This window comes from Vibrio marinisediminis (genome assembly GCF_014050145.1).
Classification (GTDB): domain Bacteria; phylum Pseudomonadota; class Gammaproteobacteria; order Enterobacterales; family Vibrionaceae; genus Vibrio; species Vibrio marinisediminis.
The window spans coordinates 459,962-486,944 of record NZ_JACFYF010000002.1; the positions used below are offsets into that span (position 1 = coordinate 459,962).

The window sequence follows — 26,983 nt, forward strand, 5'->3', positions numbered from 1 at the left end:
ATACCAACACTACCCATGTTCACCCGATCCGATGCCGATATAGGTAAACGATTTGGTTGTTCTAACCTTTTGCCATCTCTAGCATGGACACTCAAATAGATATTGTTAATAAAATGAAAAGTCATTTACTCCAACCAATTAACTTCAATCCAGTTTAATAGGCTACAAATAGAGAAAACATTAACAATATCGACTTATTTTATAATTTTGGATTGTATCAATCACTACATCTTGGTTAGGGTAAAGAACGCCAAGGCAAACGTATTCCTTGGCATTTTTCGCTATTAAGGATCATCCATGTCAGCAACTGCGCAATCACAATTCGCTTTAAAACGCCTATCAGGTGTTGCTGCTTCGATCCTCCTGCTCTCTCTGAAACTGATTCAGGGCTGACAGGCTAAATCTAAAATTTCTGTCGGCTTGATAAGAAGCTGACGGGAATACCACACCATCTCTCCTATTCCTTTCCGTTTCTTTCAAGCGAAACTAAAGAGGAATAACCATGTTAAGCGCACGCAACATCGCCGCCTTAGGCTTTATGACTTTCGCCATGTACTTAGGCGCAGGTAACCTTATCTTCCCTCCTTTTTTGGGTTATCAAGCAGGTGAAAACTTCCTGAGCGGAATGTCTGGTTTCCTCTTAACTGGCGTCGGTCTACCTGCGATGGCACTAGTAATGGTGGCTATCATTAACGGCTCTGACAAATTAACGGCCGCACTACCTAAACCATTGGCAACCAGCTTTTGGGTGATGGTATTTATCGTGATTGGTCCTGCATTCGTGATTCCACGTGCCATTACTGTCGCTTACCAATTTAGTTTTGCACCAATTTTTGGTGAGGCAGCATTGGTGCCATTTACCATCGCATTTTGTATTATCACCATTCTGTTTGCGCTGCATCCGGGTAAGCTAGTCGATAACTTGGGAAAAATACTAACGCCAGCATTAATAGCTATCTTAGTGATCATGTCAGTGACAGCTTTGGTTTATCCGGTCGGGGAACTTACTGCCGCAAGCGGTCCGTATGTGAATGGCGCATTCGCAGAAGGTTTAACACAAGGTTACATGACCATGGACGCACTTGGCTCAATCGGCTTTGGTTGGATCATCTTTCGCGCGATTCGTAGCATGGGGATCGACTGCCCGAAAGCAACCGCAAAATACACACTTATTGCTGCTTTGATGTATGCCGTCGCAATGGCATTTGTGTACATCTCATTGTCCTACATTGGTTCTACAAGTTCTTACCTAGGCTCTGAATTTAGCAATGGGGGCGACATTCTAACGGCATTTACTTTCGCTCATTTCGGTGCATTTGGCTCAGTATTGTTAGGCGCAGTCATGGTGCTTGCGTGCTTGACCACCGCGATTGGCGTAACAACCGCAGGCAGTGAGTTCTACGACAATACCTTTAGCAAAGTGAACTACAAGACCTGTGTCATCATCACAATGACCATTGCAGGTTTCGTTGCCAACATTGGTTTAGAGCAGCTACTAGCCATCACATTGCCGGCGGTTGTTGTACTCCACCCCGTCGCCATTGCATTGATGGTTATGGCGCCTGTCCGCAATAAGATGTCACAAATGATGATTGTTTTAACCGCCTTCACTGCACTAGGCTTTGGCTGCGTGGACGCTGTGCATATTCTTGGCTACATGCCAGAAGCTACCAACCAGTGGTTAGAGATCAATATGCCGCTATACCATTACTTTGCCAGTTGGATTGTTCCAACAATGTTGATGGTGTCTCTAGGTTTAGTAATGGGCAAATATGCATCTAGCCAGCCATCACTCGTGACAGAATAGTCATTTGGAGAAGTGCTCGAGTAACCAGAGGTTTGCTTTCTACGCGAAAACGGAGCTCTCTTAGTGAGTCGATTAATTTAAAGCTGAATTAATTATAAAAAAGGCGTTAGCAAACAATACCTTGCTAACGCCTTAACTTATTAGAACACCATGTTACTTATGATGAATAGCGAGTAAAGATGAGACCGTGTATTACTGCTTTCGCACGCTGGCTAGCAATACAATTCCCTCCACGGGCACAGACTTAATGATTACGCTTGGTTTGACTCATCATCAATACCGCAATCAGTACAGATTTGCAGCGCAATCTCATGCTCAAACACTGCCACATCATTACCTTCTGCTAATAGCTCTGCGATTTCATCCGCCACTTCTTTTTCATCTTCAGCTTCAACTTGGCTAGCAAGTTCTTCTTCCGAATATCCGTAAAAGTTTAATAGTAAGTAATCACGCGCTTCATCTGCACTACAAGTCACGTTCACTGAAAGGTCAGCTTCAACGTTACCTTCGGCAATCGTCGCAGCCACTTGCGCTAGAACGTCATCTTTCATTGCTTCGGTTAGCCAACCAAGATCAGTATTCACTGTGGTTTTTTGGCAGTTAAAACAAGGTAGTTGATGGAAGTAGTATTGAAAATCAGCCATAGGAAATATCTTCTTTGAGTTTTGTATAGCAAGATTATGCGCGTTTTCTAGCAAAATACTATATCTAAGGGCATTGCGGTCGCGATTACCATGGCATGAGAATGCAATTGCCATACTACAACAACCAATAAAAAAGCCCCCTACTTCGAGAAGTAAGGGGCTTAAACAACCTGAGCGCATTGTCACTGGTTGGTTTAACTAGAGCTGTTTAGCCAATTATTTTGGGTCAAGACCTAGTTTTTGTAGTACTAGTTTGAAGTTCTCACGGCGCTCTTTAACGTTGTGTACATCACCCGTTGAACACGTTAGATCAGGGCAACCACGGTTAACGATACCAGAAACGTCATCAATGAACTGAGAACCTTGTAGACCACTATCCACGTACTTTTTCAGTTCGTTGTGGTAGTTCCAGTCACCGTATTGACCGCCTTCATCGTTGTACGCTTGTACTGATGTTACCCAGTAGAACAAACCTGCGATCCACTTAATTTCACGGTTCTCTTCAGAGCTACAAATCAAGCCTGGGTTTGAACAGAAATCAAGCTCTGCGTATAGCGGGTTCGCGGGTGGAGCTTCAACAGTTACGCCATCAATCGTTTTACCGATTGTCTCAGGGTCAACGTGTGAACGACCTAAGTAGTGGTTAAGCGTACCGAAGTTTTGACGACCCGTGGTTTGAATAACACCACGACCCCACCAACCACAGCCTTCAACACTTTCTTGGCTGCTGCCGTCCCAAATGAACTTACCGGCTTTTTGACCAACGTAGGTTTTACACTCGTCACGTTCCCAAACTTGCTTAGACGTATCTACTTTTTCAGGTACATCGTTACAGTGACCATTGTTCGTCCAGCGACCAACGCTGCCGTTCACAAGTAGACCGCGCTCTTCAAGCACAGCATCAGGAGCAGCAAACACAGGCGCGGGTGCACCGTACCATTTGGCGTGAGTCAATGCGCTCACTTCCATCTTGTTATCACGCGGACATGAGTATGCGTAATCTAGACCTGATACCGGGTTAACACCGTAATCTGCGTATTTCTGACCAAGCTGACCACAGCTCGCAGTCATTGGGTAGTCTGTTGGCGCGCCGTATTTCACTTCAGACCAGTTATTCTCATCACAAGCGTTGTAACGAATCGTCTCTTGCATACTTTGTGCTAGGAACGCAGCAATCGCCACTTTTGCATAAGTGATGTTGGTTGCATCGTCCGCTTCATCGTTCAGTAGCCAGAACTTATTACCCGCCACACCAATGTTGTGCATGGCATTTAGACCATCTAGGAAGTCAGCCCACTTATACACTGTTGATGGAACCCACTGTGATTGCGGTGTTTCGTATAGGAATGCTTCATTGTCCATCGCGTTTTCAGCATTTGCTAACTGTTGGTTTAGCGCTTCAATGCGTGTTAATGAGCCTTTTTCTAACTCTTCACCCACGTAGTACAGTGGTACTTTCACATCTTGGTAAGTTTCAATCTTCGCCGTTAGCGCTTGGCTATCTTGATCAAACATCAGCGCAAATACATTGCTAAACGCAGCTTTACGTAGTTGAGGTTTGCCCGCTGAATCACCCATGAAATAACCAGATGCTTGATCTGTTGAGATGTTTGCTAACATCGCAGGCGTCTTCACGTAGTCAGAAACTTGCTTCACGTACTCAAGCGCGTTGTGCCACTGCTCACTCGTCAGCGCATCAGTTGCCGCAGATTTAGTGAATGCCACAAAGTCGGCTTTGTTTACTGCGTCTGTTTTGTATAGCTCTAGAGTCGCTAATAGATCTGCGCTAAATACAGATGCTTTATCCCATACTGATTGACGACCTGAGTGGGTATCGTAAGCAAAAGCACCAATGCTTAGTGACCAACCAAAGCTCGCTTCAGGTGCGATCGTGCTGATGATTAGGTTGTGTGCTTGCGCCCAGCCTTTTAGATCATTAGATAGTGCGTTGATCGCATCGATATCAATTTGGCTACCTGTGATATCCATTGCGTTAGTTAGCGCTTGCTTAACCGCAACTGTACCAACTGATGCACCTTTGTCTTGAGTGGCGGCATCAAGAACATCACTGCTGATGATAATAGACGAAGCGTCTGCTTTTGCCGCTGCCTCAATAAATGAGACAAACGCACTGGTTAGCTTATCGAAGTCAGCCAATTCTGCGCTGCTGCTCGCTTCAATAGTTAAAGTTGCAGGCGCATTTGTTGATGTCATCGTCGATGGGCTAGCAACCACAAATGTGTTTGGCCAACCTGCCACTTCCAGACGAACAGGATCCATCGGGTTTGGTAGTGAAAGCAGCGGCGCAGTACCAGGTTCTGAACCATCACAGTTTAGGTGTAGAGACCACGAAGCATCACTACCCGGTACTGATTGAGTCCAGTAAATCGCAGAGTAAGCAATGTTGTTGTGAACCATAATGTCACCACCTGTCGCATGAGTACCTTGCGTCCAGTCTGGGTAAACATTGAAGTCTGCACACAATTCACCCGGTGGGGTTACTGGCGGCTCTACAGGTGGCTCAACAGTTTCTTCTTCAACCGTGATTTTTACGCTAACCGTCGAAGAGAGATCTTGAGCATCCGTCGCAATCGCTTTCAGCGTTACATTACCAGCTTGAGTTGGCTGCCAATCACACGTAAATGCGTCAGTCGTTGCCGCATCAAAGCTACAGATTTGCTTGTTGTTCGCTTTAACCACCAGCGTAGACAAATCGTTATCCGCATCGGTTGCGTTAACCGCAATAGAAACAGATTCTGTTGCTTTAATCGTTGTGCCGTTCGCAGGCGTAATGAAGGTTACTACAGGTGCGACGAAATCTTCGTTAACGTCCGCTTCTACCGTCACATTAACTGATTGCTGTTCTAACTGCTGGTTCTTGCTGTCAAACACAACTACGCTAATTTTTTTACTGCCCGCTTCTTTTGGCGTCCACGTTTGTGAGTAAAGTGTTTGGCTTTGATCAATGGTTTTAGATGCAAGCTTGGTGTTATTTACCCAAAACTCAACTTTTGCCGCAAGTTCGCCGTCAACACTTGCTTTGATCGCGATAGGCTGTTCAGTTTTTAGTACTTGCCCAGCAACAGGAGAAAGAACAGATAGCTCAGTTGGTTCCGGTTCGCCAGTTCCCGGCTCATCAGAACATTCTGTTAGCTGCCAAAACCATGAACTCGCACTTGGAGTTTCCCATACGCCTGGGTTGTTTTGTGCAATGAAGCACTGACCGTCATAAGAAACAACATCGCCATTACTTACTTGAGTTTTACCCGGAACAAAAGGAATAACATCGCCTAAATCTGGATCTGGGTCAGGGGTTGGATCAGGATCTGGTGTTGGGTCTGGATCCGGCTCAGGTTCTGGCTCACCTGAACATTCCGCTGCATCCCAAAACCATGAACTTGCATTTGGCGTTTCCCAGATCCCTGGGTTATTTTTGGCGATAAAACACTCGCCATTATAGGAAACCATGTCTCCATTTTGAACTTTTGTTTCTCCAGGAACAAAAGTAACAACACCAGATGTTAGACTTGCGTCCGCAGCGTACAAATACCCACTGAACATAACGCTGGTAAGTGCGACGGTTATTTTATTTATTTTTCTCACAACTTAGTTCTTCTTTGAGTTATTTATCCATTCAGATAAATCATTTTAATTAGAGGACTAACGACTTTACTTTAGGCTATAAATAAGCCCCCTAGTGAAAGGAAGTCCTTTATTTATAACGCGAAGTATAATTGAACGACTGTTTTTATTGCTACACCTTCGTGTGTAGGTTATTTCTGACATATTTCTTCCGCTAGAAAATCACGGTAGCCATTTTTACCTCACCAACCTAGAAAACATATGTATCCATATGATTTTTAAACACCTAAATCATCACATTGGATTCCAAAAGTTCACTAAGGCTCTGCCCTAAGCATAACTAGCAATCACGGAACCACCCTCATCTCCATATGGTAACAAACAGTACAAATGACTGAGTTAGACAAAAAACCATCAATAACGAAATAACCAAACAGGTATAACTGCTCAATTTTCATTTAATTTAAATGCAAGTAAACGCAAGCATCAAAAACAACAAACCTTAATAAATCTTCATTATTTAACTTAAATTAAAATAAATTCAGAGCATAATATTCATTCACTTTATCAAATGAACACAATTCTTTATGCACGTATTTTTAGATTCTATGACGCTAATTCCAATTATTAATTTCGTTGGAATGAACATTGCCCAAATTGGAATGAATATCGAATTAACTTTATCAATCGAAAATCGAGATTATCGACCTATATTCTGATCAGCGAAGTGGATCCAAATCGTTCACTTAGAACGAGTACCACTTACCTTAAAATGAAACCTCACAGTCAAAGTCAGTGTTTACTCAGTTTTATTGTCTCTTATAGTGAGAGCCCCTACATTCTTGCTTTTATTCTTCTATTTAAAGTAGAAATATCACTGGCTCAAGAGTACAGTCTTGCTGAAATCGAGCATTGCCGAGCATAGTTGAGCCGAGAATACCGCGCATTTCTGCTGCGATGACCGATAGTCACAGAACCGCAACGTTGGATCTGTAGGCAAGGTAGTGATTTAAATTCTTGATATGAAAAGAGTATGAAAGTAAGACTAGATATAAAACAGCTGCGTATCGGCCACTATGTTTATCTACCACTCAAGTGGGGACAACACCCTTTCTTACTCAATTCATTCAAAATTAAGAGTAATGAGCAGTTAAGCATTATCAAACAGCTCGGGATAAATACCATCACGATTAATGCACTCAAAAGTGATGTTCATGACGAGCCAGTTGCGCCCTTAGATAGTGATTCAAACAGTGACTTAACTACTGACGCGAATACTGACGAGAATAGTGAAAATTCACTCGAATTCGTCGCGGAAGAAGCGCTGGACGAAATGTGGTCAAAGAAGCAAGACAGTTGCAAGCAATTTGCTGCGATTGAAGACCGTATTCACCGCTCTAAAGAGGCATTTGCGAACACGCTAAATGATGTTCAAGATATCTTTGACCTCGATAAACTGCGCGAAAACCCAAGCGTCAGTCAATCTTTAGCTATTGTGAATTTTATCTACAAAAACATTGATACTGAGAGCGGCAGTGCGATTCACTTAATGAACGATTCCGTTGGCTACAGTCGTTTGCATTACCATTCACTTAATGTCTCTTTGCTATCGGTATTGATATGCCAAGCGAAAGGCTTTACTCCAAAGCAGTGCCAGTTAGTGGCTTTCTCCGCTTTGTATCACGACATTGGCAAAACTCAACTGCCTGTGAGTTTGCTATCAAAACCACATCCACTGGATGATAATGACCAAAAACGGCTCTGTTCTCATTTAGAGAAAAGTCTAAAAGTAGTTGCGAAGATCCCGAAATTCCCAGAAGCGGCATTAAAGTTGATTGGTCAGCACCACGAGTTGAACGATGGCTCGGGTTACCCAAATAGCCTAAGCAGAGATGAGATTCACCAACTCTCTCGCGTGCTCATTTTGGCCAATGCCTATGACAACCTTTGTAACGGGTTAGATAACCAGTACAGCCCGCATAATGCGCTAACGTACTTATATAATAAGTGCCGTGGGCAACATGATGTAAAAGACATAATGGCGTTGATTAGCGTGGTTGGGGTTTATCCTCCGGGGACGATAGTTGAGCTATCTGATCATCAAATTGGGGTGGTGATTTCTACCAATAAAGAGACGCGCCTAAGCCCATACATATTGGTTTACGACCAAGATGTTCCTCGTGACCAAGCTGCCATCATTAATATTGCTGAGTTTGGTTTGAGCATCACCAATGTGTTAGACAGCAAAGCGCTAACGCTCGATCAATACCATTATCTAAACCCATCATCACAATCGACCTACTTTATTGATGTTGAGTAAGGCTAGCTGATTATGCACAGCCCTATTTTAATTAATAGCCATATTAACTGCGATGACTAACAACAATGCCGCGAAGATTTTTTTGATCGTAGCAACAGGTAAGTAATGGGTCGATCTAGCTCCTAACGGCGCAGTAAACCAAGATGTGGATACAATACCGAATAAAGCCGGCAAATAGACAAACCCAGCAAACCCCTCTTGCAAAGAAAAATGACTACTGCCTGAGCTGATGTAACCTATTGAACCAAATAAGGCGATGACAATGCCGCACGCAGAGGCGCATCCGATGGCTTTTTTCATGTCGACTGAAAAAAATGTCAACAAAGGTACTAATAGAGCACCGCCACCAATACCTATCATGGCAGATAAACCGCCAGTAACAGTTGTAAAGATCGTCAATAAACCTTTGTTCGGTATTTTACGTTCTTGCGGTGAGTCATTTTTACTGCTTAGAAACATCTTTATAGCGATAAGAACAACACTCACAGAAAACACAATTCGAACCACTTTTTCCGGTAATAACGCCGCCATAAAGCCACTGATAAGCGCACCAAAGGCAACACCAATCATAACCCAAGGCGCGAGATCCCATGGGACATTACCATTTTTATGATGCGCGATGGCTGAAGAGGTTGAGGTGAATAATATCGATGCCAGCGAAGTGGCTATCGCAGCAACGACGACCTGCTGCTGCGGTAAAACCTCAAAGTAAAGCAAAATACTGCTCAACACAGGGACAATAACCAACCCTCCGCCAATACCTAACAACCCTGCCAAAAAGCCAACGCAGCTCCCCAGTAATGCGCAGTATATAACCAATAATAGCAACTCACTCATCTAGTTCATCTCTTAATATAATTGAGTGGCTATAACACCACATAAATGCATTTATACTCGCGCAAAGGAAAATAATATAACTGACACCCAATTGAGAATACAAACTTATAGAGCATGAATATTTTTCATGTTGACTATGAAGTGAAAGAGTTATTAATCGAACCATCTTCAACGTATAAAATAAACCATACCAAAAATATTTAAACACACTCGCTTTCAACGCTTTATTTTTATCTAACAAGAACAATCGATGCAAAACATAATAAGCCATACAAAAAGTAAGTAATTAATTCAGCTTTCACTTCAGGAACAGGTTAACAACTCGCCATGAATAACGATTTCACTTTTGCCATTAAAAGCGTTTGTCTCGATGAAAACTATCATCCTTCAGACAGTACTCGCATTACAACTAACTTCGCAAACTTGGCTAGAGGCAACACCCGCCAAGAGAACCTGCGCAACGCTTTAAAGATGATGAATAATAGCTTTAATGCATTAGCACATTGGGATAATCCTAATGCCGATCGTTACTCTGTCGAACTTGAAATTATTTCCGTCAATATGGATATCAAAGACGGTGATTATTCATTCCCATCAATTGAAATATTAAAAACAAATATTATTGATCACAAAACAAAAAAACGTATTGAAGGTATTGTAGGGAATAATTTTTCCTCTTACGTCCGTGATTATGATTTCAGCGTATTGCTACTCAATCATAATAAAAATCAGCCTAAATTTAGCATTCCTGATAATTTTGGTGACCTACACGGTAAGCTGTTCCAATATTTCGTCAATTCAAACACTTACAAGAATAATTTTAGTAAACCTCCGGTTATATGCCTTAGCGTTTCAGATACCAAAACCTATCATCGTACTGAAAATCAACATCCTGTATTAGGTGTTGAATACCAGCCAAATGAATCATCTTTGACTGAGCAGTATTTCCAAAAAATGGGATTGCAGGTTCGTTATTTCATGCCACCAAACAGTGTTGCACCATTGGCGTTTTATTTCTTTGGCGACTTGCTAAATGACTACACGAGCCTTGAGCTCATAAGCACTATCAGCACGATGGAAACGTTCCAAAAAATCTACCGCCCTGAAATCTATAACGCCAATGCAGTTGCCGGAAAATGCTATCAACCAAATTTGAAAAACTTGGATCACTCGTTAACTCAAATTATTTATGACCGAGAAGAGCGTAGCCAGTTAGCTATCGAGCAGGGGAAATTTGCGGAAGAACATTTCATCAAACCATACCAAAGTGTACTTGAGCATTGGTCTGCGAATTACTCAGTTTAATTAACGAACGCCAACAACAGAATTTATTATGAAAATACTACTACCAACGTCTACGGCTGGCAGCCTACCTAAACCCTCTTGGCTCGCACAACCTGAAACCCTTTGGTCACCTTGGAAATTACAAGATAAGGCGTTAATTGAAGGCAAGCGTGATGCTTTACGCGTGTCATTACATGAACAACAGCTATCCGGCATTGATATTGTCAGTGATGGCGAACAAACACGCCAACATTTTGTGACAACGTTTATTGAACACCTTAACGGCGTGGATTTCGAGCAGCGTAAGACAGTTAAAATTCGCGATCGCTATGATGCGAGTGTACCAACAGTCGTTGGGGCTGTTTCTCGTCAAAAACCCGTCTTTGTTGAAGATGCCAAGTTTTTGCGCCAGCAAACCAAACAGCCGATTAAATGGGCTTTGCCAGGTCCTATGACTATGATTGATACGCTGTTTGATAACCATTATAAGAGCCGTGAAAAGCTCGCTTGGGAGTTTGCCAAAATTCTCAACCAAGAAGCGAAAGAGTTAGAAGCGGCTGGTGTTGATATTATCCAATTTGATGAGCCTGCATTTAATGTATTTTTTGATGAGGTCAATGATTGGGGTATCGCAACTTTAGAAAGAGCCATTGAAGGGCTTAAGTGTGAAACTGCCGTACATATTTGCTACGGCTACGGTATAAAGGCTAATACCGATTGGAAAAAGACGCTAGGAACAGAGTGGCGACAATATGAGCAGGCTTTTCCTAAACTACAAAAATCGAGTATTGATATCATCTCGCTAGAGTGCCACAACTCCCACGTCCCACTGGATCTACTTGAACTCATTCGAGGCAAGAAAGTGATGGTCGGCGCTATTGATGTCGCAACCAATACCATTGAAACCCCAGAAGAAGTAGCGGATACCCTACGCAAAGCACTTAAGTTTGTCGATGCCGATAAACTCTACCCTAGTACGAACTGCGGCATGGCTCCCCTACCGCGCTCAGTCGCAACTGCTAAATTAAATGCTTTGAGTGCTGGTGCAGAAATCATCAGAAAAGAGCTTTCCAACTCGTATTAAAGGATAAAGTGATAAGAAAATGAGTGGCAGGTCCTGACTTTGTCACTCATTACTTTTGACATATCAACATGATCTAACCAACGATAAAACTAGCCCCTTTTAAATCGCAAAAAAGCACGAAGCAAATCGAAGGTGTTGATACCTCTTCAGAGGTGACGCTTATTTTTGACGACACCGGAAATATCATTGAATCATATGATACGTTGGGCGAAAACAGCACTTACATTTATGATGAAGACGGTAATCTAATCAAACGTGAAAGTTCGGTGTTTGGTACTCTCGATATTAGTTCAACGACGAATAATACGTTCTCTAATATATATTCTTTGAGCGTCTAGACTTTGTTCTTTTTAAGGTATTTAACTACCATCCAGATGAGATAAACCGCAACGCCGACGATGAGTGCAGAGCGAATCAGAATCGGCGCATCATGCTCAAGCTGGGTAACATGCGGTCCAATACTGGCAAATAGTCGACTGGTAAAAAGCAGCCCCATAACTAACATAACAATTTTATTCATGTGTTCAGCCATTCAAATAGATGCGTTGCACAGAACAAACTATTGTTAGATTACTCGATTAACGAATAGCAACCCTGTCCTGCTCGGACATAAAAGAATGCGCTTCTCAAACGTAGCCGTCAACGCTACATCAATCTAAAGCAGGTAAGCTAACATTGCATTTTTGAGAGTGATTCACTCCGTTAATGGGAAATGCGACCCTGTTTACTCACCCTTATCGATTCCCAACTGTTTATCGCACCAAGCTATAATTTTCTCAGCATAAAGTGTCAAAACACCAATACCGAGCATTGAGATAATATAGATCCATCCAAGCCGGTAATAACCCTCTGGTACATTTGGAGCAATCACTGCGGCTACACTGCCAAACGACATTAACAAAAAAACAATTTCCCAGAGTGCTTTCTTCATAGTAGACCTTTAACTTAAGTGACATAGAACACCCAAGTTAGCATGCCTTTTTTATTTCCAAAGCCAGCATTCAACGGTTAACGAAAACTCGTGATAATCGCAGGTATCCCTGGTAAAAGACCAACTAACGCCATCACACCACTTAACACAATAAACATAACTCCAGGCAGCACCCAACGGCTCATTTTGCTAAGTTCACCGCTACGTTCTTTGCAACCTACTAAGCCTAAGTTATCTAGCAGCATGGTGAGAGACCAGCCAAATGCTGGGTTAACTAGCACTGAAGAAAATACAACAATCGCTGCCGATTGTGTGGTTTTCCCTTCACGCGTCATTTCCATTCCAGCTTCTAGCAATGGCACAAATACCCCAACAATGAGCGCAACACAAAGTACAGGTTGCCATATCGCTAAATCCATTGGGTAACCCCAAACCGCAGCTATGATACAGAACAGAGCCGTCAGCAAAGCGCCGGCAGGAATCGGACGTTTGGCAATAGCCGCCGGTATGATGTAAGTACCCCAGGAAGAAGTAAAATTAGTACCACCGAGCAGGGAACCGAACGTTTGACGAATTGAAGCTGTGGTCATAGTATCGTCAATGTTCATATGTACTTTTTCTGTACGTTCTGGATAGCTGATTTTTTGAAAAACTTGATGCCCTAAAAAATCTGGCGACCACATAGCCACAGCTAGAATTGCAAAAGGCAATACCACCATGAAATGTTCAATCGTCGGTAAGCCGAGCATCCAGCCAGTATCTTCTCCCCACCAATACATAGGGTTCATATTGGGCAAACCAGGCTCGGTTTGAAAAGAAAACGGCGCACCCATGGCAAAAGCTATAGTGCCGCCCAGCAAGCAGCTAAGTGGTACTGCTAGCCAACGCTTACGAAAATGTTCCAATAAAGCATATAAAATAATGGTGCAAAAGATCACGACAAAAGCAATATGACTCATACCTATTCCCTCAGCCCAAGCAAACAGCTTTTTAACTTGAGATGCGGTTCCAACAAAGCCAAGGTAGAGTAATAAGCCGCCACACACGCCTTTACTGGTGAGATTTGCCAGCATGCTGCCACCTTTACTAATGGCTAAAATCAAGCCAAAAGCGCCAATCAGCAATCCGAAAGCCATAGGATGCCCGCCAGCGGCAACGACAATTGGAATTAAAGGGATTAGTGGACCGTGTGTACCAGCGAGGTTAGCGGTCGGCAACAAAAAACCAGAGAAAAGAATAATAAAAACAGATGCTATGAGTAATTCATAACGTACATTTTCTAAAATAAAGCCTTCATTTAACCCTAGAGCCCCGGCAAAGGTTGCTGCAATGGCTCCCACCATAACAACCTTACCAATGGTCGCCGCCATAGCAGGAATGGTATCTTCTATCTCAAATCGATAATCTTTAAACGGCAAATTGGGACGCCAGCGTTTTGGCGCCATGATTTGTAATTCGTGCTCTAAATATTGCTCTCGGGAATCAAATTCAGATCTTGGTTTATGTTGTTGTTCATAAGTGAGTTCATCCCCACTGACTTGAGGCTTATCTGTTCGTAGATGCACGGACTCTAAGGTACTGCTCATTTTGATTCCTTTCTTTCACACTCTAAGGTGTGTTATTCCAACAAACGTTATTTACTCACCGCACAAAGATTTAGCGGAGTAGTTAAGCTATATATTCCCCCCGATAAAGAACTGATGGCTTTATATTATTTATAAGTTGAGTTTTTATTAACACGTGAAATTAACTCATTAAAAATAGAGAATGAAACAACCGAATATATGGTCATTCGTTCTATAAAACTCTTAATACTTACTATTTAATAAAAGAACAATTCAACCTATTACTAAACATAACTATAGAAACTCAGTTGATTGCACTTTATACCAAACCAAAAAAAACAAACAGTCTCAGATAGTTAGACATTAGTCGTAGAGTACGACTACCAGTATGAGAAACTGTAAATAGCCTGTATTAATGTATTTATTTGGCATTAATTTTAGGAGTAATAAAGTAAGGTGATAAACAGGGGAAAGTGTTGTCTTTTTCCAGTTATTATTTTTGTAATACAAACGCGAGGTGATCACAACAATCTCAAGCGCTTCCAAACTCACTATTGGACAAAAGTGTTTTAGGTCTGTCGTTCTAAAACACTTGTTCCAGATTAGAAAAAGTATCTCGATACCTTAAATGCTTGTTAGGGGAAATTTTTGCTACATCTTGCTAGCACTAACCTTTTGCGAACCATCTACATGAATGATTTGCACATTTGCACCATTAATTTTTTTATTGATACTTTCCAAGTTTTTGATCGCAGCTTTTGTATAGCCAACATCGATCACTAAGTATATTGCACGGCGACTTTTCTCTGATTTCATATATTCAGGTAGCTGTTTCTCAATACCTTTCTTTAGTCCAGATGTATTTGTGGATTTCTTAAGCTCAACGAGCACACTATTCTCACTGTTTGTACCAAACTTAAAGTCAACAGGACCACGGCCAGAATCACACTCTCGGGCAATCATTATATTGTTACTTGTACAATAAGACTCAGCGACACCATAAAACAGTAACTGAGCTGCACTTTCATGCTTTAAAGAGCCATCTTTATTGTATAAAAGTTGATTAAGGCCGTTATACTCTACAAGTTCTTTGAATTTCTCGCATATTGTCACAACGAGGCTTTCTACCTCGTCAATGGTTGGAGACTCACTGAGAGTAAGAGGAATTGGGTTGTCTTTAACTAATTCTCTAGTAACAGGATACCAAATATATTCACCAGCACGGTCTTCGATAAAGTCATATGGCAACGGTGGCTTAGCTGCATACTGTTTAACTAGATCATCGAGTAAGTCAGGATGTTCAAGGATTAGTTTCTTCAGTTTGTCTTTGCTAACTGTCTTCATGGCTTCTCGCCAAGAATTTCCGATGATGCCGTTAACTTTGTCTCTTAGCTCTTGGTTCTGTTGCGCAACAACATCCATATTACTCCAATCTAGAGCAACTGGTAGATCTCGTAGTATGGAATAAGGGACTAATAGGATAATATCCCCCGTAAATGGGTTCATTGGAAGACCAGATTTATCATCGAAAGTTACTGTCGCCTTTGCACCCAATTCGACTTGAGATACAACTCTTTTTGTATATTCAGTAATATCATCTCGGATGATATTTGCCGTCATATCACTGATTCGGTCGGGACCGAAGTCGCCCTCAAACATGCCAACAAGTTCAAATAACTCAGGGTCATCTTTACCTTTAGCTATTATGTTTTTAGCTGTTTCGAGCAATCGCTTCCTTAGTGCTGGGCCAACACCAGAGCCAGAAGTACCTTTAGATGCATATCCTATACATAGACCCTTAACCTCTTTTCCAGATAATAAGCGGTCAGCTTTATTCCAAAAAACGTCACCCTTTTTTTCGCTTGCATCAAGCAATTTGACAATACTTTTAAAGTGAGAAGTAAACTTGTCATAACTTGCTTCAAACTCAGGTATATCGCAGTGTTTCAACAAGTGAGGGTCGATGAATAAACGAGTATCTAAATCTAAAATGGGATCGAACGCTCCCAAGTCCATAAGGGTCTTGCTTGAAACATCTAGTAAATCAGAAATAGTCTTAGCCATACACACCACTCAACAAACAACCAACACAACAAATTGTGCTTGCGACAACCGCAAACACTATATGTAGTCAAAGAAACCATTTTTAAAGTGTGTGATTGCATAAAACGATAAAGACGTTCAAAAATGTGATTGATGTTGTATTCTGGGAGGGAAAGTTGATTATTTCCCCTAAAGCTTGTTAGACGACAAATTGTCGTCTTTCATCTTTCGGAAATGCCATCATTTTCATATTAACTCAACTTATAATCAATAAGTTATGACACATGACGGGAAGTTAAGCGGCAAGATGTCGCCTAATGACGAGAATGAACAGTTATCAACTCAATCGAATAAGTTTTAGTAGGGTAAACGCACGCCCTATGAATTGTGTAGAGTATTTAATCTAAGTGGTTTTGGGGCATAAATGCGCTAGCTAACTCGCTAACATTTACTGATTAGAAGGTGATAAGTGGAATTTCGACATCACCAGATCGCAAAAGCCCCGACAACTCATTGAGTTATCGGGGCTTTCTAGAATGAATGGCACGCCCTGCAGGATTCGAACCTGCGACCACATCCTTAGAAGGGACGTGCTCTATCCAGCTGAGCTAAGGGCGCGCTACAGGGACAGGATTATACGAGTTAGAACGGGTAACACAAGTGCTTTTACTAACATTCTGATCTGAATGCTTAAAAAACCTGCATCATCAGCGTCGCTGTTTAAAAACAACCCGACGCAAACGTTTGCTTATAGATGTTTGTTGATTTTTTTGCGACAATGCTCCGCGTATTTCTCGCCATTCAATTCTGAAGGAAAGTCATGACTGCTCAAAACATAGATGGGACGTTAATATCGCAAACAGTGCGATCTGAAGTTGCTGCACGAGTAAAAGCACGCAAGGAAGCTGGCTTACGCGCACCAGGCTTGGCCGTAGTTCTCGTGGGTGAAGACCCAGCATCACAGGTATATGTAGGTAGCAAACGCCGCGCTTGTGAAGAAGTGGGCTTTGTCTCTAAGTCATTCGACCTACCAGCGACCACGACAGAAGAAAAACTATTAGACCTCATTGATGAACTGAATGGTGATGATGAGATTGATGGTATTTTGGTGCAGTTACCTTTACCGGCTGGCATCGACACCACTCACGTATTAGAACGTATCCACCCAGAGAAAGATGTTGATGGTTTCCACCCATACAACGTGGGTCGACTAGCGCAACGCATTCCAAAGCTACGCTCTTGCACTCCTAAAGGCATTATTACCCTGCTGGGTCGTTACAACATCGATCTACGTGGTAAACACGCGGTCGTGGTTGGCGCATCAAATATTGTTGGCCGCCCAATGACGCTTGAATTGTTACTAGCTGGCTGTACTACCACTACCTGTCACCGCTTCACCAAAGATTTAGAAAGTCACATTCGCCAAGCTGACGTGGTGGTTGTGGCTGTAGGTAAACCTAACTTTATTCCCGGAGAGTGGATTAAGAAAGGTGCGGTTGTGGTTGATGTGGGTATTAACCGCTTGGAGTCAGGCAAACTGGTCGGTGATGTGGAATACGATAAAGCGAAAGAAAACGCGAGCTTTATTACTCCTGTACCGGGTGGCGTAGGCCCAATGACAGTCGCCAGCCTGATTGAGAATACGATGCTCGCGTGTGAGCAGTTCCATACTAAGTAACAGACTCTACACAGCAAGTAGTCGAAAAAATCGAATAAAAAAGGGATGACGTTGTCATCCCTTTTTCTATTTAAGCTCGAAGAATCAAGCTAAGCGAACCACGAATACCCAATTGTCCAGAAGGAGTCTTCGTAGGTTTCGCTAGCTTTGATAATCAATTAGCAAACTAGAGTGATAAAATCACACCCGCTAGAGAAGCGCTCATTAGGTTTGCCATTACACCCGCAGCAATTGCTCGGAAGCCATACTGAGAGATAAAGGTGCGCTTTTCTGGAACAATACTGCCCAAGCCACCAATCAGCATTGCCATGGTTGAGATGTTGGCAAAACCACACAGTGCAAAAGTTACAATCGCTTGTGAGTGCTCACTCAGTAGTGGTTTTACTTCCATTAGTTGAATGAACGCTACGAACTCATTCACCACGATCTTGTTACCAATCAGAGAACCTGCGATAGTCGCTTCGCTCCATGGCACACCCAATAGCCATGCTACCGGTGCAAACAAGTAACCAAGGATCAGCTCAAAGCTTAGGTCGATACCAACTAAGCCACCAGCCCAACCTAAAATGCCGTTTAGAAGTGCAATCACACTAACAAATGCAAGTAGAGTTGCCCCCACGGCAACGGCAATGCGTAAACCTGCCATTGCGCCATCAGCCATCGCTTCTACTACGTTGGTTGCTTTCGGCATTTCAACGTTTTCTAGCTCAACTTCCGGTGCCACTGTTTCGCTTTCAGGCATCATGATTTTTGCCATCAACAAACCAGCTGGTGCCGACATAAATGCCGCCGCGATAAGGTAGTTAAGATCAACACCTAATGAGGCATAACCCACTAGCGTGCCACCGGCAACCGATGCCAAACCACACGTCATCACGGTGAAGAACTGCGAGTCAGTCATGTGTTTTAGATATGGCTTTACGACTAATGGTGCTTCGATCATACCTACGAAAATGTTCGCTGTTGCTGAAAGCGATTCCGCGCGACCAATACCCAATAGTTTTTGTAAGCCGCCACCGATCAGGTTGATCACTTTTGGCATCAAACCAATGTGGTACAAACCAGAGATAAGCGCCGAGAAGAAAACAATAATACCCAATACGTTAATCGCAAAGGTGAAACCACCCGTCGCCAGACCACCGAAAAGAAAAGCAATGCCCTCTTGTCCGTAGTTGATTAAGTTTGAAACTGCACCTGTCACGCTGTTTAGCGCGTCTTTACCCGCCGGAACATAGAGAACAAGTAAGGCAAATGCGATTTGTAGCGCAAATGCCAACGAAACCGTTCGATAGTTAATATTTTTTCTATTTGTAGATAGTAGCCATGCAGTAAGCAAAATCGCTACGATACCAAAGATTGAGTTCATAAAATGAATCCGACAAAAAGGGGGGAACTGGAAGGCGTCGGATAATAGCGCCTAAAAAATGAGACGCAAGTCACGTTTGTTGCAAGGTTGTAGAATTAGCCGCTCACTTTTTAAACAACAACTTAACACACTGTTTTATAACAAGATAAACGATTGCTAAATGCCATTATTTCCAAATGGAAAATATGTTTCTGACTTTGGAAACAATCATTAAACATTCGGTCGGCTAATATAAGGCGCTAATTGGGCATCCCAATGACATGGCGAACCGATCTTTTGTTTGATAAATTCGATCACGGCTGAGGTCTTTTTCGGCATGTAATGACGGCTTGGGTAAACGGCATAAAATGGCATACTTTGGCTTGCTCGCCATTCTGGCAACAATTGAATCAGTTGCCCCTGTTTAAACTCGTCACGTATCAAGTAAGTCGCTAAATAGGCAATCCCCCACCCCGCCACTGCCGCGTCGCGCACAGCCTCGGCAAGATCAACCGAGTAATTACCGGTTACTTTCACCGCCAACTGTTGCTGTGCGTTGCTGAATGTCCAGTTGGTATAATCGCGCTCCCAACTGCGGTATATCAAGCAGTTGTGCTCTGCCAATTCTTGCGGGTGCTTGGGTGCGGCATTGTGCATCAAGTAATCTGGTGAAGCGGCAACGACAAATTGGCAATCTGCAATGCGCTGCGCCACATAGCCTTCCGGCAGGCGTTCATTATTGGTGATCCACAGATCCAGCCCTTCTTCGAGCATATCGACTTTGTAGTCAAACAGGTGTACTTCGACTTGCAGATCCGGGTGTTGCGCCCGCAGTTCTTGAATTGCAGGGATGATATGCAGTGTGCCAAATGATTGCGAAAGACCAATCTTCACTAAGCCTTCAACTTCATCTCGTTGGCTTTCGATTTCGGTTTGCGCTTCATCAATGGTTAAAACGATCTGTTGGCAGTGGCGATAGAATCGTTCACCCGCCTCAGTAGCGGTAAAACTGCGCGTGGTACGCTGTACTAACTTAACGCCAACGGACTGCTCCAATAATGCCAATTGCTTACTCACATGCGAAACCGACACTCCTAAGCTTTTCGCGGCTAGAGTAAAGTTTTTATGTTTGAGTAATGCGGCAAACACCACCATTTGAGCTGCGCGATCTGAAAGCACGTTGCCTCCTGAAAAATAAAAGGAGCTCATAGAGCTCCCTTAAACATAGTTAGAAAATGCGCTTAATCGAGCATGATGCGATCAGCCAAATGGCTTACCGCCAACGCGAAGTAGTAAGAGCGGTTCCACTTCATCAGCACATTGTAGTTGTTGTACACCAAGTAAACACGACCATTAGCGTTATCAGGGGCGGTTAACCAAGCGACAATATCATTATCAAGCTTAGGTAGCGCGCGACCGTCATAACGAGTAATGCCCAGCGTGTTCCACTCGGTCAATGTCTTCTCTTTACCTTGTACACGCCCTTCCAAGTTCATATCAAAGCCATTTGGCAGTTTCACTTGGCGACCCCAAGTGTAGCTATCATCCCAGCCTGACTGGCTAAGGTAATTCGCCGCCGAGGCAAAAACGTCAGCTTCGGTGTTCCAAATGTCTTTCTTACCATCACCATTACCGTCAGCAGCAAAGTTGATGAATGAGCTTGGCATAAACTGGCATTGTCCCATCGCCCCAGCCCAAGAGCCTTTCATATCTTCAACTTCGATATGCCCTTGGTCTAGAATAGTCAATGCTGCCATTAGCTCTTTACGGAAGAACTCTTCACGACGACCGTCATACGCCATGGTTGATAACGCATCCACCACACTGTAATTACCAGTGAAGCGACCAAAGTTACTTTCAATGCCCCACAGTGCGACGATGAATCTTGGTTGTACCCCGTATTCTTCACCAATACGAGTTAGCTCTGCATAATGCTTTTTGTACAACTCTTTTGCTTGCTTGACCTTCCAATCAGGTACGGCTTTCGGAATGTATTCGTCCAGCGTTAAACGTTTTTCTGGTTGGTTGCGGTCGGCCTTAACGGCTCTTGGTTTGTAATTTACTTCAGCAAAAGCGCGATCAACGATCGGCGCAGAAATTCCTTTTTCTATGGCTTCTGCTTTTAAGCCTTTCACATATTGGTCAAAGTCTTTATCTTGCGCTATCGCAGTAGAAGCCAAACTTAAACCCAATACAACTGACAGTATTTTTTTCACTATTGCCCTCCTTGAGCAATGGCTCACTATTCTGATTTTTGACGTGCTTTTTGTTCTTTATATTCGTCTAATAGGTTCTTTGGTGGTGGCGGCAATTGCAAGAAGAAACCTTCGTTATTCATAGACTGTTTCACTTTTTCTATGTCCACTTGCGCCAATTTACGACCATCCAAATTCACCATCATCGCAATAACAGGTTTACCAAACATTTGCATAAGTTGGTCAGGAACTTGTGAAAAATCGTCTTTCTTTGGTAAATATAAGTATGCGCCTTCTTTTTTAGAACTTTTGTAAATCGCACAAAGCATGGGAAACCTTTAGCCTATCTATCATCGAGAACAACCATGTTTTGCTTTTTTTTTAGCAAAACACTCAATTGACAGCAAGATAACTTGCTGAGTGTATTGTGGGAATATAACATGAGACCCCTACTCGCAGGCAACGTCATTTCTGCAAAAGCGATTTTCAAACGAGGTCCAAAGTAAAAGATGTCACATACCCCAGATTTGAAAGGTAGTAGTTTTACTTTGTCAGTTTTGCACCTTTCTGACAATGATGTCGAAAAGACTATCCATTTTCTGAAAGAAAAGGTCGAACACGCCCCCGCTTTTTTCACATCAGCACCTGTTGTAATTAATGTTTCTCTCGTTCAGGGTGACATCGATTTTATCGCACTCAAACAAGGTATTTCAGATGTGGGGATGATTCCAGTTGGAGTCACAGGGAGCAAAGACAAACGAACAAAAAATATGGCTTCAGAGGCAGGCTTTGCCATTATGTCGGCAAGTAAGTCTCCAGCCCAAGCACCAGCAAAAATGGGCCCGACCAAAGTGGTTCGCACCCCCGTTCGCTCTGGGCAACAAATTTATGCCAAAGACGCTGACCTGATCGTGCTAAACCATGTAAGTGAAGGTGCCGAAGTCATCGCTGATGGCTCTATCCATATTCTTGGTACGCTACGTGGGCGTGCTATTGCCGGAGCCAGTGGTAACACCGGTGCGGTCATTGTGTGTAATAAATTGCACGCAGAATTAATGTCGATTGCTGGGCACTATTGGTTGACCGAGCAATTTGCCGAAGAATTTTGGCAACAGAAAGTTCTATTTAGTTTGGAAGATGACTCACTCAAGTTCGAGTTGTTGACGATTTAAAGATTATAAGGAATAAAGAATGGCACGTATTATTGTTGTCACTTCAGGTAAAGGTGGTGTAGGTAAAACTACATCAAGCGCTGCTATTGCCTCTGGTCTTGCACTGAAAGGCAAGAAGACGGCAGTGATCGATTTTGATATCGGTCTACGTAACCTTGACTTGATCATGGGCTGTGAACGTCGCGTCGTGTACGACTTCGTTAACGTTATCAATGGTGAAGCAACACTTAACCAAGCGATGATCAAAGATAAGCGCACTGACAATCTGTTCATTCTGCCTGCTTCTCAAACTCGTGATAAAGATGCCCTCACCAAAGACGGCGTGAGACGTGTACTTGACGAGTTAGACGAGATGGGTTTTGACTTTGTTATCTGTGATTCACCAGCAGGTATCGAGCAAGGCGCTCTAATGGCGCTGTACTTCGCAGATGAAGCCATTGTTACCACTAACCCTGAAGTTTCATCTGTCCGCGACTCAGACCGTATTCTAGGCATTCTAGATTCGAAGTCAGTACGCGCAGAGCAAGGCTTAGAGCCGGTTAAACAACACCTTCTACTTACCCGTTATAACCCTGCTCGTGTAAACCAAGGCGAAATGCTAAGCGTGGAAGATGTGGAAGAGATCTTACATATTTCTCTACTGGGCGTTATTCCAGAAAGCCAAGCGGTTCTGAATGCATCAAACAAAGGTGTACCAGTAATTTTTGACGATCAGTCTGACGCAGGCCAAGCTTATGCAGATACGGTTGATCGTCTATTGGGTGATCAAATTGACTTCCGCTTCCTAACTGAGCAGAAGAAAGGGATTTTCAAACGACTATTTGGGGGCTAAAACGGCATGTCATTATTGGAATTTTTCCGTCCACAAAAGAAGAGTTCAGCAAACTTAGCCAAAGAACGTTTGCAGATCATCGTTGCTGAGCGTCGCAGCCATGACGACCCAGCACCGTCATACTTGCCACAGTTAAAAGAAGACATTCTGAAAGTGATCAGCAAATATGTTGCGATTGATCCTTCAATGGTTGATCTTACTTTCGAACACAAAGATGACGACATTTCAGTGTTGGAGCTTAACGTTAAGCTGCCAGACGAAGAAAAGTAACTCAGTTACAACGTAAATAATAATAAGGTTGATGTGAAAACATCAGCCTTTTTTTATCCCTGCTCAACATAGAGATGAAACATAAAGACGAAAAAAAGCCCCTGTCTTTCGACAGAGGCTTTGAACCTTTTTCCCGAGTAAGGTTACGTGCTAGCGAAAACCAAACTCATAACTCACGCTTACTTATTATTAAGCGTCAGATTTCTCTTTCTTAGCTTTAGCTGGTTTAGCTTCTTGGTCGGCTTTTTTCTTGATAACAGTTGTACCTTCGAAAGTTTCGCCTTCAACAAATGCTTTACCAAAGTAAGAAGCAGTTAGAACTTCTTTTAGCTCGCTGATTAGAGGGTAACGTGGGTTCGCACCAGTACATTGGTCATCGAACGCTTCAACTGATAGCTCTTCAAGTTTAGAGATGAAGTCAGCTTCGTTAACGCCAGCCGCTTGAATTGATAGTGGGATATCCAAATCAACTTTAAGCTCTTCCAACCAAGTTAGTAGACGTTCAATCTTCTGAGCAGTGCGGTCACCAGCTTGGCTTAAGCCTAGGTGGTCAGCAACTTCAGCGTAACGACGACGTGCTTGTGGACGGTCGTATTGAGAGAACGCAGTTTGTTTAGTTGGGTTATCGTTCGCGTTGTAACGTACAACGTTAGAGATAAGTAGTGCGTTAGCAAGACCGTGTGGTAGGTGGAACTCAGCACCTAGTTTGTGTGCCATTGAGTGACAAACACCTAGGAATGCGTTCGCAAATGCCATACCAGCGATTGTTGCTGCGTTGTGTACTTTTTCACGAGCGATTGGGTCAGCAGAACCATTTTTGTAGCTTGATGGTAGGTACTCTTTAAGCATCTTAAGTGCTTGAAGAGCTTGACCATCAGAGTATTCGTTCGCAAGAACTGATACATAAGCTTCTAGAGCGTGAGTTACTGCATCGTAACCACCGAACGCTGTTAGCGACTTAGGCATGTTCATTACTAGGTTCGCATCAACGATAGCCATGTTTGGCGTGATTTCGTAGTCAGCTAGTGGGTACTTAGCACCAGTCTTGTCGTCTGTAACAACAGCGAATGGAGTAACTTCTGAACCCGTACCTGAAGTTGTAGTGATACATACAAGCTCAGCTTTTTGACCCATTTTAGGGAACTTGTAGATACGTTTACGGATATCCATAAAGCGCATTGCTAGTTCTTCAAAGTGAGTTTCTGGGTGCTCGTACATAACCCACATGATCTTAGCTGCGTCCATTGGAGAACCGCCGCCTAGAGCAAGAATTACGTCAGGTTGGAAGCTCTTCATTGCTTCAGCGCCTTTCTCTACTACAGATAGAGTTGGATCCGCTTCTACATCAAAGAATGTTTGAACTTCGATACCTTGAGCTTTAAGTAGGCTAACTACGTCATCAGCGTAACCGTTGTTGAATAGGAAACGGTCAGTTACTAGGAACGCGCGTTTCTTACCTTCTAGGTCGCCAAGAGCGATTGGAAGGCTACCACGACGGAAGTAGATTGATTTAGGTAGTTTGTGCCACAACATATTTTCAGCTCGCTTCGCAACAGTTTTCTTGTTGATTAGGTGCTTAGGACCAACGTTTTCAGAGATAGAGTTACCACCCCATGAACCACAACCTAGCGTTAGTGATGGTGCAACGTTGAAGTTGTACAGGTCACCGATACCGCCGTGAGTTGTAGGAATGTTGATAAGAATACGTGCAGTCTTCATCTTGTCACCGAAGTAACGGATGCGGTCTGCGTTCACGTCTTGGTTAGTGTAAAGACCAGATGTATGACCGATACCACCGATTTCAACCATTTTCACTGCTTGGTCTACTGCGTTCTCGAAAGAAGACGCGCGGAACATACCAAGAGTTGGAGATAGTTTCTCGTGAGCGAATTCGTCGTCGTAAGATACTTCACCTAGACCTTCACCAACTAGAATCTTAGTATCAGCTGGTACTTTAACACCCGCCATTTCAGCGATTGCTACAGCAGGTTGACCTACGATTTTCGCGTTTAGTGCGCCGTCGATAAGTAGAACTTTACGAACTTTATCAGCGTCAGTTTTGCTTAGTACGTGACCTTTGTGAGAAGCGAAACGCTCTTTCACTTCATCGTATACTTCGTCCATTACGATTACTGCTTGCTCAGAAGCACAAACTACGCCGTTATCGAATGTTTTAGACATAAGAACAGATGCTACTGCACGTTTGATGTCTGCTGTTTCGTCGATAACTACAGGAACGTTACCTGCACCAACACCGATTGCTGGTTTACCAGAAGAGTATGCAGCTTTAACCATGCCTGGACCACCAGTTGCTAGGATAAGTGCAATACCATCGTGCTTCATAAGAGCGTTTGAAAGCTCAACTGAAGGTTGGTCGATCCAACCGATGATGTCTTTTGGTGCGCCTGCTGCTACTGCTGCATCTAGAACAAGTTTAGCTGCGTCGTTAGTAGAGTTTTTAGCGCGTGGGTGTGGCGAGAAGATGATGCCGTTACGAGTCTTCAAAGAGATTAGAGATTTGAAGATAGCTGTAGAAGTAGGGTTTGTTGTTGGTACGATACCACAGATGATACCTACAGGCTCAGCGATAGTCATCGTGCCTAGGTTCTCGTCTTCTTCAAGGATGCCACACGTTTTTTCGTCTTTGTATTTGTTGTAAATGAACTCAGACGCGAAGTGGTTCTTGATTACTTTATCTTCAACAATACCCATTCCAGACTCAGCAACCGCTTGTTGTGCTAGCGGGATACGAGCATGGTTAGCTGCTAGAGATGCTGCGCGGAAAATTGCATCTACTTTCTCTTGAGAGAACGTAGCGAATTCTTCTTGAGCTGCTTTTACGCGAGCTACTAGAGCATCTAGTTCAGCCAAATTAGTTACAGGCATAGGGAATCTCCTAAAATTAACAAATATTAAAAACTTTTTAGTAAGTTCGTTGTTTCTTTGCTTAGTCACTACCTAAGTGATTCAACTTACAACACTCTTAGTAAATTGCTTTCAGGGCTGAGTATATTATTTCAAGTTGTGAAAAAAATTGACCTTGATCAGTTTTGACAATCTAATTAACCCTAAAGTGGTGAAAGCAGAACATAACAACACATAACTATCTGATATAACTACAATTTACAGAAAAACAAAAACTGAACAAAAAAGTAGCAAACAAACCATAAACTATAGAATCTGACAATAAACTGTAAAAAAGTTTCATTTTTTAGCTATACACTTTCATGTAGCTCTAAATTTTTGTGCTACTGAGAGTATATAGAATCCACATTATCTCTCTACAACTCGACATAATTTATATTGAAAGTGTGCGAATGTTAACATTTGTGAAATCAAACATACATTCCATTGTTCGCCATCGTAACAATTCCAATCCTCCTTATTTACAACA

At 42.8% G+C, this 26,983-nt stretch carries 20 protein-coding genes and 1 tRNA gene; 8 read left to right on the top strand and 13 right to left on the bottom strand.

Annotated elements, in window-relative coordinates; translation table 11 throughout:
* Positions 1–502 precede the first annotated feature (502 nt).
* A complete protein-coding gene (gene brnQ, locus H2O73_RS06250) occupies positions 503–1,807 on the top strand; it encodes a branched-chain amino acid transport system II carrier protein (protein WP_182107694.1) in 1,305 nt (434 codons plus the stop codon).
* Positions 1,808–2,058: 251 nt separating this feature from the next.
* Here brnQ and H2O73_RS06255 read toward each other — a convergent pair whose 3' ends face one another.
* Together H2O73_RS06255 and H2O73_RS06260 are read right to left on the bottom strand one after the other, a co-directional pair.
* Complete coding sequence (locus H2O73_RS06255) at positions 2,059–2,451, bottom strand: hypothetical protein (RefSeq protein ID WP_182107695.1); 393 nt, start codon at positions 2,449–2,451, stop codon at positions 2,059–2,061.
* Between the two features lie 216 nt (positions 2,452–2,667).
* Positions 2,668–6,054, bottom strand: a complete 3,387-nt coding sequence (locus H2O73_RS06260) for an Ig-like domain-containing protein (protein WP_182107696.1) — start codon at positions 6,052–6,054, stop codon at positions 2,668–2,670.
* A 1,012-nt stretch (positions 6,055–7,066) separates the two neighbouring features.
* Here H2O73_RS06260 and H2O73_RS06265 point away from each other — a divergent pair.
* Positions 7,067–8,353 carry a cyclic di-GMP phosphodiesterase gene (locus tag H2O73_RS06265; protein ID WP_182107697.1) on the top strand — a complete coding sequence of 429 codons (1,287 nt, stop codon included), beginning with the start codon at positions 7,067–7,069 and terminating at the stop codon, positions 8,351–8,353.
* Between the two features lie 27 nt (positions 8,354–8,380).
* Here the strand turns inward: H2O73_RS06265 and H2O73_RS06270 are convergent, their stop codons facing one another.
* Positions 8,381–9,190: a sulfite exporter TauE/SafE family protein gene (locus H2O73_RS06270; protein ID WP_182107698.1), complete on the bottom strand. Its 810-nt coding sequence runs from the start codon at positions 9,188–9,190 to the stop codon at positions 8,381–8,383.
* A 327-nt stretch (positions 9,191–9,517) separates the two neighbouring features.
* Between H2O73_RS06270 and H2O73_RS06275 the strand changes: the two genes are divergently transcribed.
* Both H2O73_RS06275 and H2O73_RS06280 read left to right on the top strand, forming a co-directional pair.
* Complete coding sequence (locus H2O73_RS06275) at positions 9,518–10,495, top strand: DUF1852 domain-containing protein (RefSeq protein ID WP_182107699.1); 978 nt, start codon at positions 9,518–9,520, stop codon at positions 10,493–10,495.
* 28 nt (positions 10,496–10,523) lie between these two features.
* Complete coding sequence (locus H2O73_RS06280; protein ID WP_182107700.1) at positions 10,524–11,558, top strand: methionine synthase; 1,035 nt, start codon at positions 10,524–10,526, stop codon at positions 11,556–11,558.
* Between the two features lie 334 nt (positions 11,559–11,892).
* Here the strand turns inward: H2O73_RS06280 and H2O73_RS06285 are convergent, their stop codons facing one another.
* From H2O73_RS06285 to H2O73_RS06305, 5 genes are all read right to left on the bottom strand, one after another.
* Entirely contained in the window at positions 11,893–12,078 is a 186-nt protein-coding gene (locus H2O73_RS06285) for a hypothetical protein (protein WP_182107701.1), read from the bottom strand.
* A gap of 204 nt (positions 12,079–12,282) precedes the next feature.
* Positions 12,283–12,489 carry a hypothetical protein gene (locus H2O73_RS06290; protein ID WP_182107702.1) on the bottom strand — a complete coding sequence of 69 codons (207 nt, stop codon included), beginning with the start codon at positions 12,487–12,489 and terminating at the stop codon, positions 12,283–12,285.
* A 77-nt stretch (positions 12,490–12,566) separates the two neighbouring features.
* Positions 12,567–14,075 (bottom strand): DUF3360 domain-containing protein, encoded by a 1,509-nt coding sequence (locus H2O73_RS06295; RefSeq protein WP_182107703.1) that lies wholly within the window; start codon positions 14,073–14,075, stop codon positions 12,567–12,569.
* Between the two features lie 630 nt (positions 14,076–14,705).
* Positions 14,706–16,118, bottom strand: a complete 1,413-nt coding sequence (locus H2O73_RS06300; RefSeq protein WP_182107704.1) for a DUF8370 family protein — start codon at positions 16,116–16,118, stop codon at positions 14,706–14,708.
* A gap of 520 nt (positions 16,119–16,638) precedes the next feature.
* Positions 16,639–16,715 (bottom strand) — tRNA-Arg (locus H2O73_RS06305).
* A 202-nt stretch (positions 16,716–16,917) separates the two neighbouring features.
* Here H2O73_RS06305 and folD point away from each other — a divergent pair.
* On the top strand, positions 16,918–17,775 hold the full coding sequence (folD, locus tag H2O73_RS06310) for a bifunctional methylenetetrahydrofolate dehydrogenase/methenyltetrahydrofolate cyclohydrolase FolD (protein ID WP_182107705.1): 858 nt from the start codon (positions 16,918–16,920) through the stop codon (positions 17,773–17,775).
* A 166-nt stretch (positions 17,776–17,941) separates the two neighbouring features.
* Here folD and H2O73_RS06315 read toward each other — a convergent pair whose 3' ends face one another.
* The 4 genes from H2O73_RS06315 to H2O73_RS06330 all read right to left on the bottom strand — a co-directional run bounded on the left by H2O73_RS06315 (position 17,942) and on the right by H2O73_RS06330 (position 21,644).
* A complete protein-coding gene (locus H2O73_RS06315) occupies positions 17,942–19,141 on the bottom strand; it encodes a NupC/NupG family nucleoside CNT transporter (protein ID WP_182107706.1) in 1,200 nt (399 codons plus the stop codon).
* A 210-nt stretch (positions 19,142–19,351) separates the two neighbouring features.
* Complete coding sequence (locus H2O73_RS06320) at positions 19,352–20,299, bottom strand: LysR family transcriptional regulator (RefSeq protein WP_182107891.1); 948 nt, start codon at positions 20,297–20,299, stop codon at positions 19,352–19,354.
* 62 nt (positions 20,300–20,361) lie between these two features.
* Positions 20,362–21,336: a lytic murein transglycosylase gene (locus H2O73_RS06325; RefSeq protein ID WP_182107707.1), complete on the bottom strand. Its 975-nt coding sequence runs from the start codon at positions 21,334–21,336 to the stop codon at positions 20,362–20,364.
* Between the two features lie 26 nt (positions 21,337–21,362).
* On the bottom strand, positions 21,363–21,644 hold the full coding sequence (locus H2O73_RS06330) for a YcgL domain-containing protein (RefSeq protein ID WP_182107708.1): 282 nt from the start codon (positions 21,642–21,644) through the stop codon (positions 21,363–21,365).
* A 180-nt stretch (positions 21,645–21,824) separates the two neighbouring features.
* On the opposite strand from H2O73_RS06330, the gene minC reads away from it, so the two are divergent.
* The 3 genes from minC to minE are packed head-to-tail and all read left to right on the top strand — an operon-like array spanning position 21,825 to position 23,589.
* A complete protein-coding gene (gene minC / locus H2O73_RS06335) occupies positions 21,825–22,487 on the top strand; it encodes a septum site-determining protein MinC (protein ID WP_182107709.1) in 663 nt (220 codons plus the stop codon).
* A gap of 19 nt (positions 22,488–22,506) precedes the next feature.
* A complete protein-coding gene (minD, locus tag H2O73_RS06340; RefSeq protein ID WP_182107711.1) occupies positions 22,507–23,319 on the top strand; it encodes a septum site-determining protein MinD in 813 nt (270 codons plus the stop codon).
* A 6-nt stretch (positions 23,320–23,325) separates the two neighbouring features.
* Entirely contained in the window at positions 23,326–23,589 is a 264-nt protein-coding gene (gene minE / locus H2O73_RS06345; RefSeq protein ID WP_182107713.1) for a cell division topological specificity factor MinE, read from the top strand.
* A gap of 189 nt (positions 23,590–23,778) precedes the next feature.
* Here minE and adhE read toward each other — a convergent pair whose 3' ends face one another.
* On the bottom strand, positions 23,779–26,475 hold the full coding sequence (gene adhE, locus H2O73_RS06350) for a bifunctional acetaldehyde-CoA/alcohol dehydrogenase (protein WP_182107715.1): 2,697 nt from the start codon (positions 26,473–26,475) through the stop codon (positions 23,779–23,781).
* Between the last annotated feature and the right edge of the window lie 508 nt (positions 26,476–26,983).